The 13536-nt window shown below is 61.3% G+C and carries 12 protein-coding genes; 4 read left to right on the top strand and 8 right to left on the bottom strand.

Annotated elements, in window-relative coordinates:
* Positions 1-440 precede the first annotated feature (440 nt).
* The 3 genes from coaE to NYR97_RS02480 are packed head-to-tail and all read right to left on the bottom strand — an operon-like array spanning position 441 to position 3213.
* Positions 441-1073 (bottom strand): dephospho-CoA kinase, encoded by a 633-nt coding sequence (gene coaE / locus NYR97_RS02490; RefSeq protein ID WP_316696539.1) that lies wholly within the window; start codon positions 1071-1073, stop codon positions 441-443.
* A gap of 13 nt (positions 1074-1086) precedes the next feature.
* Positions 1087-1950 (bottom strand): prepilin peptidase, encoded by an 864-nt coding sequence (locus NYR97_RS02485; RefSeq protein ID WP_316696538.1) that lies wholly within the window; start codon positions 1948-1950, stop codon positions 1087-1089.
* A 6-nt stretch (positions 1951-1956) separates the two neighbouring features.
* Positions 1957-3213 carry a type II secretion system F family protein gene (locus NYR97_RS02480; protein ID WP_212580037.1) on the bottom strand — a complete coding sequence of 419 codons (1257 nt, stop codon included), beginning with the start codon at positions 3211-3213 and terminating at the stop codon, positions 1957-1959.
* Between the two features lie 351 nt (positions 3214-3564).
* Between NYR97_RS02480 and NYR97_RS02475 the strand changes: the two genes are divergently transcribed.
* Positions 3565-3996: a pilin gene (locus tag NYR97_RS02475; RefSeq protein WP_316696535.1), complete on the top strand. Its 432-nt coding sequence runs from the start codon at positions 3565-3567 to the stop codon at positions 3994-3996.
* 256 nt (positions 3997-4252) lie between these two features.
* The gene (pilB, locus tag NYR97_RS02470; protein WP_316696533.1) at positions 4253-5989 is read left to right on the top strand and encodes a type IV-A pilus assembly ATPase PilB; all 1737 of its coding nucleotides are present in this window, start codon (positions 4253-4255) and stop codon (positions 5987-5989) included.
* An 8-nt stretch (positions 5990-5997) separates the two neighbouring features.
* Here the strand turns inward: pilB and NYR97_RS02465 are convergent, their stop codons facing one another.
* The 4 genes from NYR97_RS02465 to NYR97_RS02450 all read right to left on the bottom strand — a co-directional run bounded on the left by NYR97_RS02465 (position 5998) and on the right by NYR97_RS02450 (position 10052).
* Positions 5998-6615, bottom strand: a complete 618-nt coding sequence (locus NYR97_RS02465) for a Fic/DOC family protein (protein ID WP_316696532.1) — start codon at positions 6613-6615, stop codon at positions 5998-6000.
* The gene (locus NYR97_RS02460; RefSeq protein WP_316696530.1) at positions 6612-6794 is read right to left on the bottom strand and encodes a YhfG family protein; all 183 of its coding nucleotides are present in this window, start codon (positions 6792-6794) and stop codon (positions 6612-6614) included. Before NYR97_RS02460 ends, NYR97_RS02465 begins: the two co-directional genes overlap by 4 nt.
* 71 nt (positions 6795-6865) lie before the next feature.
* Complete coding sequence (locus tag NYR97_RS02455; protein WP_425613029.1) at positions 6866-8284, bottom strand: sigma-54-dependent transcriptional regulator; 1419 nt, start codon at positions 8282-8284, stop codon at positions 6866-6868.
* 145 nt (positions 8285-8429) lie between these two features.
* Positions 8430-10052 carry a sensor histidine kinase gene (locus tag NYR97_RS02450; RefSeq protein ID WP_316696527.1) on the bottom strand — a complete coding sequence of 541 codons (1623 nt, stop codon included), beginning with the start codon at positions 10050-10052 and terminating at the stop codon, positions 8430-8432.
* Positions 10053-10284: 232 nt separating this feature from the next.
* Between NYR97_RS02450 and sucC the strand changes: the two genes are divergently transcribed.
* Together sucC and sucD are read left to right on the top strand one after the other, a co-directional pair.
* Positions 10285-11454 (top strand): ADP-forming succinate--CoA ligase subunit beta, encoded by a 1170-nt coding sequence (gene sucC, locus NYR97_RS02445; protein WP_006450728.1) that lies wholly within the window; start codon positions 10285-10287, stop codon positions 11452-11454.
* 24 nt (positions 11455-11478) lie between these two features.
* Positions 11479-12354, top strand: coding sequence for a succinate--CoA ligase subunit alpha (gene sucD, locus NYR97_RS02440; protein WP_006450729.1), 876 nt, complete (start codon positions 11479-11481; stop codon positions 12352-12354).
* Positions 12355-12536: 182 nt separating this feature from the next.
* Here the strand turns inward: sucD and NYR97_RS02435 are convergent, their stop codons facing one another.
* Positions 12537-13478, bottom strand: coding sequence for a LysR family transcriptional regulator (locus NYR97_RS02435; protein WP_316696522.1), 942 nt, complete (start codon positions 13476-13478; stop codon positions 12537-12539).
* Between the last annotated feature and the right edge of the window lie 58 nt (positions 13479-13536).

Genomic DNA, 13536 nt, shown 5'->3' with positions numbered 1-13536 from the left:
AAGTGGCTTCGCATCTCTGATTCGGCTTCGCCGAGTGTTTGAAAACATGCACTTTCGTAACAAAAGCGAGTATTCGCCGCATACGCTGAACTATTGGTAGTAACAAGTGATGTGATGAATAGCAATAACGCCCATGCAAGCGACTTCTTCCCTGAATATCCACGTGATTCGATTTTCACTTTAAATCCTTTTAATTGTTGCTTTGGCTATGCGGGGCTTGGTGCCAGATCCTTTGATATTCTTCCGAAATTTGGGTTGCGTCAACTGCGCTGATGCACCCTTTGCTCGAGTTGCCGACATTTTTACGTTGGAATCAATCTCTTTTTCCTAGATGGTAGGCGCTGCTGCATCTATGTGCATGTGGAGACGCCTGCTATTGTAATGAGGTCAAAAAACTCCTGAAAAATTCAACTTTCAACTAAGTAACATCAGAATGACAGCTAGGAGGCTTTTGCCGTATGCCGCTTTGCTTGTGCATGCTCCTGATAGTCTATGTGCAGTTTGAGCGCCTCCTCTCTTAGTCGTTCCGGATTGCGGTCATTTCTGACGACATCATCCGCAATGGCCAATCGCTGCTCGCGGGATGCCTGTGCGGTGATCATCTGATGGGCTAGGGCTGTCTTGATGCTGTCACGTTGCATCAAGCGGTCATGTTGCGTCGCAACCGATACATCCACAACCAAGATGCGGTCTAGCCAGGGATACGTCGCCCGCCCGCCGGCTTCGGTGAGCAATGGGATCGCGACGATGGCGTAGAGGCTATCGGCGGCCAGTGCCGCACGTTGCAGCTCGGCCCGAATTGCAGGATGGGTGATCGCTTCGAGCGCCCGCCGTTGCGTGGGATCGCCGAAGACGATCTGGCGCAGCGCTTGGCGGTCCAGTGTCCCATCCGGTAACAGGATCCCGTGGCCAAATTGCTCGGTGATGGCATCGAGAATGGGACCGGGCGTCACGACCTGCCGCGCAACGATATCGGCATCGATCACGGGTACGCCCAGCTTCTCGAACTCGGCGGCCAGGGCGCTCTTGCCGGAAGCGATGCCACCCGTGAGGCCGACGATGAAGTCGCTCATCGTCATACCCCGGTCAACGCAGGCCTGCGAGGTGCAAGTAGCCGTCCACCAGGTCGTTGCCCCAGAAGAACACCACCCAGCCGGCGATGGCCAGGTAGGGGCCGAACGGGATCGGGGTGGCGCGGTCGCGGCCCTTGGCCACCAGCCAGATCGAGCCCAGGATGGCGCCGACCAGCGAGGAGATCAGGATGATCGGCAGGATGCCTTTCAACCCGCACCAGGCGCCGAGCGCAGCCAGCAACTTGAAGTCGCCGTGGCCCATGCCTTCCTTACCGGTGAGCTGCTTGAACAGCCACCACACCGTCCACAGCGAGACATAGCCCACCGCCGCGCCCAGCAGGGCGGGCTTGGCGGGCATGTAGAGGTTGTCCATCGAGCCGACCAGGCCTAGCCACATCAATGGCAGGGTCAGCTGGTCCGGCAACAGCTTGTGGCGTAGGTCGATGCCCGACATCGCCACCAGGAAACAGCTCAGCACGATCGCGCCAAAGCCCTGCCAGCCGAAGCCGAAGCGCCAGACGCTAGCCACGCACAGGATCGAGGTCAGCAACTCCACCAGCGGGTATTGAAGCGAGATCGGCTTGCCGCTGTAGCGCGACTTGCCGCGCAGCATCAGCCAGCTGAAGAGCGGGATGTTCTCCCACCACTTGAGCTTGTCGCCGGTGACCGGGTCGTGCGAGGGCTCCACCACGATCCCCGGCGGCGGCGGCTCGTAGATGTCTGGTAGCTCCAGGATCTCGCGCGCATCGCGCCGCCACTGCCACTCCATGCGCTTGGGCAAGCGCAGGATTACCACGTTCAGGAAGCTGCCGATCAGCAGTCCCAGTCCGGCCGCGGCGGGAAAGCCGAGACCGGGATGCTGGTCGAGAAATGCCATTACGTTTTATCCAACTACAGTGGCTAGCTTGAAAATAGGCAGGTACATGCCGATGACCATGCCGCCGACAACGGTACCAATGAATATCATGATGAGTGGTTCGATCAAGCTACTGAGGGCGTCGACCGCGTTATTGACCTCCTGCTCGAAGTACTCGGCGACCTTAAACAACATGGCGTCAAGTGCACCTGCCTCTTCGCCGATGGCAGTCATCTGCACCACCATGTGCGGGAACAGGTTGACCTGCTTCATCGCGACGTTGACTGGGTAGCCTACCGATACATCGTCTCGCATGCGCAGCACAGCTTTCTCGTAGACTGAGTTACCCGTGGCGCCAGCAACAATGCTCAGTGCCTCGACCAGCGGCACGCCAGCCTTGAATGTCACGGCTGTGGTGCGGGAAAAGCGGGCGATCGAGCTGTTGTGCATTATCTTGCCAATAATCGGCACCTTGAGCACTAGACGGTCCATGCCGTGTTGCATTGATGGGGAGCGCTTGTACGCATAAATGAAGCCAACCACCGCGCCGACTACGATAAACAAGATCAACCACCACCAAGACACCATGAACCTTGATGCATTGACGATCATCTGGGTGAACGCAGGAAGTTCCGCACCGAAGCCTTTGAAAACGTCTTCAAATTGCGGCACGACAAAGATCAGCAGAATTGAGCTGACCAAAAGCGCTACCGCGACCACCGTTGCGGGATAGAACAGGGCCTTCTTGATCTTTCCCTTTAATGCTTCCAGGTTCTCTTTATAGGTAGCCACGGTGTCCAGCACCGTCTCAAGGACGCCGGCGCCTTCGCCAGCCTTGACCAGGTTTCGATACAGTTCGTCGAACTGCACCGGGTGCCTGCTGATTGCCTCGTGCAGCGATGAGCCACCTTCGATATCGCTACGAATCTGTCCAACCATGCTACGCATGCGCGGGTTTTTGTGGCCGCTGCCAATGATCTCCAGCGCACCGACGATCGGTACACCGGACTTCATCATTGTTGCCATTTGCCGGCTGAAGAACGAAATGTCCTTTGAAGTCACCTTCTGACCAGCAGAGCCGAACAGCGGCTTGGGCTTCACCTTGACAACGGTCGGCGTAATGCCCTGGCGTCGCAATTCTGCGCGTAGCAAATTTGCATTCTTGGCCGTTTGCTCGCCTTTCATCTTGACGCCGCGCTTGTCTGTTCCCTCCCAGACAAACGGACTCATCTGATCTACCTGTGCGGTCGGTTTGTTTTTGATGGCACTACGTACTGCTGACATGTGAGACCCCCATTCACCATCCCCAGGTGAACACCCTTTAGATGGTAACCCGTTCCGGGATGCATGGCATCTGCTTCCTGCCCCCCCGATGCCATCTCAGATAGCGTTAGGGCCTGACGTTTCACGTCACCTAGTGACCGCTGGGGGCTGGTCGAGGAGCGTGTCCCAGTTCCGCATCGTGGCTCCCAAGGCGCGTGCAACATGCGTCATCATTTGCCGTAGGGGGAACTGGGGTGGTTGCCGAATACTTGGCATGCATCCTGCTTGCACAACCCTGCACGTGGCTTCCGCTACGCGGCGCCCAAAGGGAGTGGCCCGTGGGCGAACACTCAACAACTCTAGGGGACATCTATGAAGAAGCAACAAGGTTTTACGCTGATCGAACTGATGATCGTGATTGCGATCATCGCCATTCTGGCTGCCATTGCACTGCCGGCCTACCAGGATTACACCGCGAAGTCGCAGGTCGCTGCAGGTTTGGCAGAGATCACGCCTGCCAAGGTCAATATTGAAACTAAGGTTGCAGACGGCATCACTACCGCCTACAGCGCTCCGGGGGACGTAGGTTTGCAACCCAGCTCTGACCGCTGCGCTTACACTGTAAACGTAGCAACGACGGGTCTTTCCACCGTGACTTGCACCCTGAAGGGCAATGCTCAAGTTGCAGGGCAAACCATTACTTGGAGCCGCGCAGCTGATACCACCGCTGGTGTTGTAGGCGCTTGGACTTGCGCCACAAACGTTGCTCAGAAGCTGAAGCCCAAGACCTGCGGTGGAACCTAATACTCAGCCTTGAACAAGGCAGAGAGAAATTGACTGAATCGATCTGATGTTTTTTTTCGCTGCTCTTTGTGACGGGCCCGCAAATTTTGCGGGCCCGTTTGTTTTTAATGCGACAGGATTGTTACCTTGCTGAAATGGTAGTTGGACATCTGGCGTAGTAGTTAAGCCTACTGATTACTGCAATCCACTGCGCTGATTCCATTGCACTCAGTGACAATGGAGTACTTTTAGTCTGCTGTTCCCAGGAACCTTTTTCATGAACGTAGCTGCCACTGTCAATCTAGTCGGGATCACCGGAATTGCTCGTCGTCTGGTTCAGGACGGTGTACTGGACGAAGCTATCGCACGAGCAGCGATGGATCAGGCCGCATCGGCCAAGGTCCCGTTACCGCAGTGGTTCGCCGAGAAAAAGTTGGTCACAGCTTCCCAACTTGCCGCCGCTAATGCGGTTGAGTTCGGCATGCCCTTGATGGATGTTTCTGTCTTTGATGCCAGCCAGAACGCGGTCAAGCTAGTCAGTGAAGAGTTGCTCCAGAAGTACCAGGTGCTGCCTCTGTTCAAGCGCGGCAACAGGTTGTTCGTGGGGGTGAGCAACCCGACCCAGACTCGGGCACTGGATGACATCAAATTCCACACCAATTTGGTGGTCGAGCCAATCCTGGTTGATGAGGATCAGATCCGTCGCACCTTGGAGCAGTGGCAAGCCAGCAATGCGGCGCTTGGCTCGTCAATGGGTGACGATGACGATGAGATGGGGGATCTAGACGTCTCCACCGGAGACGAGGACATGGGCGCCGGCGGGGATTCCGGGGTCGATGCCAAGGGCGACGACACGCCGGTGGTGAAGTTCGTCAACAAGGTGCTGGTGGATGCGATCCGGCGGGGAGCCTCCGACATCCATTTCGAGCCCTACGAAGACGACTACCGGGTGCGGTTGCGGATCGACGGCTTGCTGAAGAACGTAGCCAAGGCGCCGGTGAAGCTGAGCCAGCGCATCGCGGCGCGCCTGAAGGTGATGTCGCAGCTGGACATCGCCGAGAAGCGGGTGCCGCAGGACGGGCGCATCAAGCTCAACCTGTCCAAGACCAAGCAGATCGACTTCCGTGTGAGCACCTTGCCGACCCTGTTCGGCGAGAAGGTGGTGCTGCGTATTCTGGACGGTAGCGCAGCCAAGCTGGGGATCGAGAAGCTGGGTTACGAGGCGGATCAGCAAAAGTTGTTCCTGGACGCGATCCACAAGCCCTACGGGATGGTGCTTGTGACCGGGCCGACCGGTTCGGGTAAGACGGTGTCGCTGTATACGGCGCTGGGCATCCTCAACGACGAGACGCGCAACATCTCCACGGCCGAGGACCCGGTGGAAATCCGCCTGCCCGGGGTCAACCAGGTGCAGCAGAACAACAAGCGCGGCATGACCTTCGCCGCGGCGCTGCGCTCGTTCCTGCGCCAGGACCCGGACATCATCATGGTCGGCGAAATCCGCGACCTGGAGACGGCCGAGATTGCGATCAAGGCGGCGCAGACCGGTCATATGGTGTTGTCTACGCTGCACACCAACGATGCGCCGCAGACCATCGCGCGTTTGATGAACATGGGCATCGCGCCGTACAACATCACCTCGTCGGTGACCCTGGTGATCGCGCAGCGTCTGGCGCGTCGGCTGTGCAATAACTGTAAGCGCAAGGCGAGCTTGCCCGAGCATGCGTTGTTGGCCGAAGGATTCACGCAACAGCAGATCGCTGCAGGTATTGAGCTATATGAAGCGGTCGGCTGCGACGAGTGCACCGAAGGCTACAAGGGCCGTACCGGTATCTATCAGGTGATGCCGATGACCGAAGAGATCGGCGCGATCGTGCTGGAAGGCGGCAACGCGATGCAGATCGCCGAGGCGGCGCAGAGGATCGGCATCCGCGATTTGCGGCAGTCGGCGCTGGTGAAGGCGGCGCATGGGGTGACGAGCCTGGCGGAGATCAATCGGGTGACCAAGGACTGAGTGGAGCGTCAGTCGTAATCCTGATCGACTGACGGTTCTTCGATCTGCGTGATGCAACTATCGAACACTTTTTCCAGCGGTGCGTAATCGCATGACACTGCAGCGATGCAGGCTGCAAGCCAGGTGCCTGCGCTCACATGCTTCCACGAGACCGCCAGTCCATTGAGCAGCAACCAATGCTCAAAGAATAGGCGCTGCGTCCGACCGTTGCCCTCACGGAAGGGGTGAATCATATTCAGTTCGCCATAGAGCTCCGCGACTAACTGTATCTGCGCGGAGCGAGGCAGGGTGGTCGGATCGGTAGCGTCCAGCTGGCTCAGAACGCGATTTGCTTCGGCTTCTATGCGACTGCTGATGCAAAATCGCGTGGCGCCCTTGGAGATATCCACGGTTCTGAGCATGCCTGCCCAATCGTAGACTTCATCGAACAGCTGCCGATGCAAGCTGCAAAGATAAGCAAGATCGAATGGCGGCGCGCCTATTTCGATGGATTGCACTGCGGTTGCTGCGAAGGCGGCTTCGGCCGCCTCCAACATATCCGGGTCGACGATGTTCAGTTTGTTCCGGAGAACACTTGTGCCGGCATAGCAGGCAGGGTCAGCAACGACCGCATATTTGCCTTTCATACTGGGCGGGAAAGGGCCAAGTACTTCTTGCGCAATGCATCTTTGCTGGGTAAGGGGTTCTGATTGTTTGCGGCCGTGTCAGGGGTTTTTATGCCTTCCAGACGTTGGCTGGCGGCAAAGTTGTCTCTGCGGGTGGCGCGATAATGCTCGACAACGGTCTCAAGCCTGGGCTTTTTCATGACGACTTCTCGGACACGTGGCTATCGCAATTATACCCGTATGGGCGAGGGTGAGATTTGGTGTACCCCCCTCACTCCATCCCCAACTTCTTCAACTTGTAACGCAACGCCCGAAACGTGATGCCCAGCTGCGCGGCGGTTCTGGTCTTGTTCCAGCGGTTTTCTTCCAGCGCTTTCTGGATCGCGGCGCGCTCGAGTTGCTCGATGTAGGAGGGCAGCGCGGCCGAGGCGGGGTCGATGTCGACGACGGCTTCGCGCGGTTCGATGGCGGCGCTGCCGGGGCTGGCGGCGAGGCGGTGGCCGCCGTGGGCGGGCAGGCGCAAGTCGCTGGCGCTGATCTGGTCGTCTTCGGCCAGGGCCAGGGCGCGTTCGAGTATGTTTTCCAGCTCGCGGACATTGCCGGGGAAACCGTATGTGTCCAGCGCGTCGAGCGCGGATTGGGTCAACAGCGGAATCGGGCGGGCGTGGCTGTGCGCCAGGCGCGCGATGATGGCGGCGGCCAGTTGCGGCAGGTCGCCGCTGCGTTCGCGCAGTGGCGGGACGCGCAGTTCGATCACGTTGATGCGGTAGTACAGGTCGTGACGAAAACGACCGTCGGAGACCAGGTCGCCGAGGTTCTTGTGGGTGGCCGAGAGGATGCGCACGTCCACCAGCGACTCGCTGGAGGCGCCGACCGGGCGCACCGATTTTTCCTGGATCGCGCGCAGCAGCTTGACCTGCATCTGCAGCGGCAATTCGGCCACTTCGTCCAGGAACAGCGTGCCGCCATGCGCGGCCTGGAACAGGCCGGGCTTGTCGGCATGCGCGCCGGTGAAGCTGCCCTTCTTGTGGCCGAAGAACTCGCTTTCCATCAGTTCGGCGGGAATGGCGCCGCAGTTGACCGGCACGAACGGGCCGGCCGCGCGTGCGCCCTGCTCATGGATGGTGCGTGCGCCCTGCTCATGGATGGTGCGTGCGACCAGTTCCTTGCCCACGCCCGATTCGCCGACGATATAGACCGGCGCCTGGCTGCGCGCGACCTTGCCGATGGTGGCGCGCAGGCCTTCCATCGCACCGGAGTCGCCGAGCAGGCGGCTGGCCTGTTCCGGCGGCGGCGCCGGTGGGGCGGGGCGGTCGCGGTTGTTCAATTCCAGCGCGTGCTTGACCAGGCCGCGCAGCACGCCGATGTCCACCTGCTTGCTGACGAAGTCGAACGCGCCAGCCTTCAGCGCTTCCACCGCCAGGTCCATGCTGCCGAACGCGGTGATCATCGCCACCGGGGTCTGCGGATACTGTTTTGAGATTTCGGTGACCAGTTCGATGCCGTTGCCGTCTGGCAGGCGCATGTCGGTCAGGCAGAGGTCGTAGGGGTTGTTGGCCAGCAGCTCGCGCGCTTCGGCCAGGTTGGCCGCGGTGCTGATGCGCAGGCCCATCCGGCCCAGGGTGAGAACAAGCAACTCGCGGATATCACGCTCGTCATCGACAACCAAGGCACTTTTGGGTTCGCTCATGGTGCGCACGATAGCCCAGCGCGATGACGGACGACAATTGTCGTCGGGGTTTGCGCCCACGCAGAGCGACTACACACGTCCGTTCATCAATGGGTCGCGCTATCACCTTGGGTCCGCGTTGCAGACAATGCGGCGCAGTAATCGCTCACTTCCCAAGCAGGCCATTGGGCCCTTGCAACAGGATCCGGAAACACGCGCCGCCGCCCGGCACCGAGACGTAATCCAGTTGCGCCTGATTGGCGCGGCACAGTTCCTGGGCGATGTACAGGCCGAGCCCGGTGCCGTGCTCGGAGGTGGTGTAGAACGGGCGGAACAGTTGTGCGGCCACCGTCTCCGGAATGCCGGGCCCGCGGTCGATGACATCGATCACCGCCATGCGCTCCAGGCGCTCCACGCGCAGCTTGACCCGCGCCGGTTCGTCCATGACCCGGCCGTACTTGAGTGCGTTGTGGACCAGTGCGGTCAGGATCTGGTGCAGGTGCTTTGGGTCGACCAGCGCATGCACCGAGGCGCCCTGGATGCTGGCTTCCAGAATGTCGGTTTCCATCGACAGGGTCTGCCGGTACTCGACCACGAAGCGGCGCACGAATGCGGCCAGATCCAGGTTGTCCGGGTTGTCCGGGTTGGCGCGCTCGCGCCGGGCCAGTGCGAGCACGCTTTCGACGATGCCGTTGGTGCGTTGGCATTGCTGGTGGATGATCTGCAGCAGGCGGCGGTCGGCATCGCCGATGTCCGGGGATTCTTCCAGCAACTGTGAGGCGTAGCTGATTGCGGCGAGCGGGTTGCGGATTTCGTGCGCCAGACTGGCAGAAAAGCGCCCCATTGCCGACAGGGTGAGCGATTCGGCGCGGCGCGAGACCACCGTGGCGTCGTCCAGAAAGATCAGTACCAGGTCGCTGTCGGCGAGCAGGCGCACGAAGCGCGGCTGCACTTCCGGGCGGTCGGCGCCCAGCTGCAGGGGGGCCTCTTCCTGGCGCCAGCCGCTGCGCCAGCGTTGCAGGCGGCGCGCCAGTTCCGGGGTGAGTGCGGCCAGCGACAGGTCGGCCGGGGCGTTGCGCTGGTCGCCATCGCCCAACAACGCCAGTGCCGCTTCGTTGGCCAGGGTGATGTGGTTGTGCGTATCGACCACCAGCACGCCGGTGCGCATGCGGCGGATGATCAGTTCGTTGATTTCGTAGAGATTGGCCACCTGCGCGCCGCGTTCTTCCGCCAGCACCTGGTTGCGGCGCGCGCGCGAGCCGATCTGTTCGCAGATGAAGGCCACCGCGACGTAGCTGGTGGCGAACATGGCCAGTTCGGCCACCGGGCGGGCGGCGCCGCCGCCTTCGAGCAGGGTCCACAGGTATTCCAGCACGATGGCGCCGCTGGCGAGCACCGCGATGCTCATGCCGTAGCGCAGGCGCAGCAGCAGCGAGGCGGCGGCGACATTGAACAGCAACATCATCGCGATGCCGGCGCTGGCGCCGGGCAGGGCGTGCGTGGCCAGGGTGGCGGCAAGGATGTCGGCCAGCACCGAACAGAACACGGTGGTGGTCAGCCTGCGCTCGCTGCGGCCCCCGAACAGCAGCGGCACGGCGATGCAGAGGTACCCGATCGCCACACCGGCGGCCAGACGCGGGTAGCGCGGCTCGGGGATGGCATCGGACAAGGGGCTGAACACCAGTGCGGCGATCAGGCCCGCCACTAGCACCCGGTACAGCGAAAAAAAGTACAGCTCGCGCTGCGGCGCTGACTGGAACCGGTCGATAAGCGATGCGCTGGATGGCAAACCGATTCCCCCGCTGGAACGAGCCGCGAGTATAGGCAGGTGCGCGGTGTGCGCAGCACGTGTGCACACTGCGGCGCGGCGTGCAAGCGCTGCAATCGGGCCGGCACGATCGTCGAATTTTGCGCCGCACGGCGCGGTCAGCCACAATAGGCGGCCCGTTCGCGTCTCTTGACGTGCCGCCCTGGCGGTCTGCGTTGCACGCAGCGGTCGTTTCCTTTTCCCACGGTGACGCATGAATTTCCACGAATACCAGTCAAAACAGCTGCTTGCCGAGTACGGCATTCCCGTCCCGGCCGGTAAGGTCGCGGCTACTCCGGACGAAGCGGTCGAAGCCGCCAATTCCCTGGGCAAGGGCCCCTGGATGGTGAAAGCGCAGATCCACGCGGGCGGCCGCGGCAAGGCTGGCGGCGTCAAGTTCTGCAAGACCACCGACGACGTGAAGGCCGCAGCAGCCAAGATGCTCGGCACCAAGATGTCCACCTATCAGACCGCCGGCGTCGAGCTGCCGATCAACCTGGTGCTGGTGACCACCGCCGGTGAGATCGTCAAGGAGCTGTACCTGTCGGTGCTGGTCGACCGTGGCACCAAGACCATCACCTACATCGCTTCTTCGGAAGGCGGCGTGGAAATCGAGCAGGTCGCTGCCGAAACCCCGGAACTGATCCACGCGCTCAACGTCGACTTCGTCGAAGGCGTGCAGGGCTACCACGGCCGCGATTTCGGCTTCAAGCTCGGCCTGACCGCCAAGCAGGCCGGCCAGTTCGCCAGCATCATGGTGAACCTGTACAAGCTGTTCAACGAAAAGGATCTGGCGCTGGTTGAAATCAACCCGCTGGCGATCCTGGACGACGGCAACCTGTACGCGCTGGACGGCAAGTTCGACAGCGACGACAACGCCGCGTTCCGTCAGAAGCAGCTGGTCGCCATGCGCGACAAGACGCAGGAAGACGAGACCGAAGTGACCGCGTCCGAGCTGGACATCAACTACGTCACCATGGACGGCAACATCGGTTGCATGGTCAACGGCGCAGGCCTGGCCATGGCCACTATGGACGTGATCAAGCTCAACGGCGGCGAGCCGGCGAACTTCCTGGACGTGGGCGGCGGTGCCAACAAGCAGCGCGTCATCGAAGCGTTCAAGCTGATCCTGTCTTCGGACAAGGTCGAGGGCATTTTCGTCAACATCTTCGGCGGCATCGTCCGCTGCGACATGATTGCCGAGGGCATCATCGCCGCGGTCAAGGAAGTGGGCGTCAAGGTTCCGGTCGTGGTGCGCCTGGAAGGCACCAACGTGGAAGAAGGCAAGCAGCTGCTGCGCGACAGCGGCATGGCCATCATCCCGGCCGACAACATCAACGACGGTGCCAAGAAAGTCGTTGAAGCTGTCAAGAACGCCGCCTGATTCACGACACCGAAGGAACTATCCATGTCCGTTTTGATTAACAAGAACACCAAGGTGATCGTGCAGGGCTTCACCGGCCAGCAGGGCACCTTCCACGCCACTCAGATGATCGAGTACGGCACCCAGGTCGTCGGCGGCGTGACGCCGGGCAAGGGCGGCACCACGCATATCGACCTGCCGGTGTTCAACACCGTGGCCGACGCTGTGTCTGCCACCGGCGCTGACGCTTCGGTGATCTACGTGCCGCCGCCGTACGCGGCCGATGCGATCCTGGAAGCGGCTGCGGCCGGCATCAAGGTCATCGTCTGCATCACCGAGGGCATCCCGGTGCTGGACATGCTGCGCGTCAAGAACGTGCTGACCCGTGCCCATCCGGACACCGTGCTGATCGGGCCGAACTGCCCCGGCGTGATCACCCCGGGCGAGTGCAAGATCGGCATCATGCCGGGCCACATCCACAAGCCGGGCAAGATCGGCATCGTGTCGCGTTCGGGCACCCTGACCTATGAAGCGGTCAAGCAGACCACCGAAGTGGGCCTGGGCCAGAGCACCTGCATCGGGATCGGCGGCGACCCGATCAACGGCCTGAACTTCGTCGACTGCCTCAAGCTGTTCAACGAAGACCCGCAGACCGAAGGCATCATCATGGTCGGCGAGATCGGTGGCGACGCCGAGGAAGCCGGTGCCGAGTACATCAAGCAGTTCGTGAAGAAGCCGGTCGTCGGTTTCATCGCCGGTGCCTCGGCTCCGGCCGGCAAGCGCATGGGCCACGCCGGTGCGATCGCATCGGGCGGCAAGGGTACGGCCGAAGGCAAGTTCGCGGCGATGGAAGCTGCTGGCGTCAAGACCGTCCGTTCGCCGGGCGATCTGGGTGCGGCGATTGCTGCGCTGGTGAAGTAAGAAACACGCATCGCGCGCAAGCGTGTGAGTGTGAGAGAGGCCACCTTCGGGTGGCCTTTTTTATGGTGGCGATATTGGATTGCAAAATCCGATGGCTCATTGCCGCGTTGTGTCAGCGTCTTCGTGGCCGCCGTCGCCTGTTGTGGCTTATCGGCTAATTCGATCGGCTCGCAGCGTTCGATTTAGAGGGCGTGCTGCTGCGCCGTCTGCTCAAGCAACACATCCACGAACGCACGCACTTTTGCCGGTCGAAAGCGCGTTGCCGGGAATACCGCATGGATACCACCGGACGGCAACTGCCACTGCGGCAGCACATGCAGTAAACGACCTGCGGCCAGATCGTCGGCGACCACATAATCCGGCAGTACCGAGATTCCCGCGCCCTGGCAGACCGCTTCGCGCACGGCGAGGGTGGCGTCGAGAAAGATGCCGGGCTGCACGTCCACACTCTGCGGCGCATGCGTGGCATGGGCGAAGTGCCAGCGCTGATGATCGCGCAATGCAGTGTTGGCGATGAACGGCAGTGTGGCGATGTCCTGTGGCGCGGTGAGCCCGGCCAGCTGTGCGGTCATCGTGGAAGGCGCGACCAGCAACTGCCGGAACGCACCGATCTTGCGTGCCTGCAGGCTGCTTTCGGCCAGCCAGCCCACGCGGATCGCAAGCTCGATGTTGGCCGTCATCAGGTCCAGGGTCTGGTCGCTGAGGATCGCGTCGACCTTGCAGGCCGGATAGCGCCGGGTGAAGGCCGCGATGGCCGGCACCACCACGTGTACGCCGTAGTCCAGCGGGGCGGTGAGCCTGAGCAGGCCGGACGGTTCGGCGGCGGTGTCGGTCAGCGTATCGAAGGCATCGTCGGTATCGCGCAGGATCGCCGCGCAGCGCTGATAGAACGCCTGGCCGAGTTCGGTGGTGCGCACCTTGCGGGTCGTGCGCACCAGCAGCGAAGTGCGGCATTCGCGTTCCAGGCGGGCCACCTGCTGGCTGACCACGGCTTTGGTAATGCCCAGGCGCTCGGCGGCTGCCGTGAACGAGCCGGTGTCTACCACCGCCACGAAATACGCCAGGCGGCGCAGATTACCCAGGCCACCGGGGCCGGACTCGGTTCGATTGTGTGTTGTTGGCATACGGTATGTTTATTGCGGATGGATTTAAGAGTCAACGGAGGCGGCCTAGGATGCATCC

The organism is Xanthomonas hydrangeae (assembly GCF_032697525.1).
Classification (GTDB): Bacteria; Pseudomonadota; Gammaproteobacteria; order Xanthomonadales; family Xanthomonadaceae; genus Xanthomonas; species Xanthomonas hydrangeae.
The sequence above is the reverse complement of the archived record's forward strand: the minus strand, read 5'-3'. Positions and strand labels throughout refer to the sequence as shown.

Excerpts from the sequence above, each read along its gene's own strand:
- sucD (WP_006450729.1), top strand. The coding sequence starts at position 11,479 with ATGTCCGTTTTGATTAACAAGAACACCAAGGTGATCGTGCAGGGCTTC.
- coaE (WP_316696539.1), bottom strand. The coding sequence starts at position 1,073 with ATGAGCGACTTCATCGTCGGCCTCACGGGTGGCATCGCTTCCGGCAAG.
- NYR97_RS02475 (WP_316696535.1), top strand. The coding sequence starts at position 3,565 with ATGAAGAAGCAACAAGGTTTTACGCTGATCGAACTGATGATCGTGATT.
- NYR97_RS02480 (WP_212580037.1), bottom strand. The coding sequence starts at position 3,213 with ATGTCAGCAGTACGTAGTGCCATCAAAAACAAACCGACCGCACAGGTA.
- NYR97_RS02485 (WP_316696538.1), bottom strand. The coding sequence starts at position 1,950 with ATGGCATTTCTCGACCAGCATCCCGGTCTCGGCTTTCCCGCCGCGGCC.
- NYR97_RS02435 (WP_316696522.1), bottom strand. The coding sequence starts at position 13,478 with ATGCCAACAACACACAATCGAACCGAGTCCGGCCCCGGTGGCCTGGGT.
- pilB (WP_316696533.1), top strand. The coding sequence starts at position 4,253 with ATGAACGTAGCTGCCACTGTCAATCTAGTCGGGATCACCGGAATTGCT.
- NYR97_RS02460 (WP_316696530.1), bottom strand. The coding sequence starts at position 6,794 with ATGAAAAAGCCCAGGCTTGAGACCGTTGTCGAGCATTATCGCGCCACC.
- NYR97_RS02455 (WP_425613029.1), bottom strand. The coding sequence starts at position 8,284 with ATGAGCGAACCCAAAAGTGCCTTGGTTGTCGATGACGAGCGTGATATC.
- NYR97_RS02465 (WP_316696532.1), bottom strand. The coding sequence starts at position 6,615 with ATGAAAGGCAAATATGCGGTCGTTGCTGACCCTGCCTGCTATGCCGGC.
- sucC (WP_006450728.1), top strand. The coding sequence starts at position 10,285 with ATGAATTTCCACGAATACCAGTCAAAACAGCTGCTTGCCGAGTACGGC.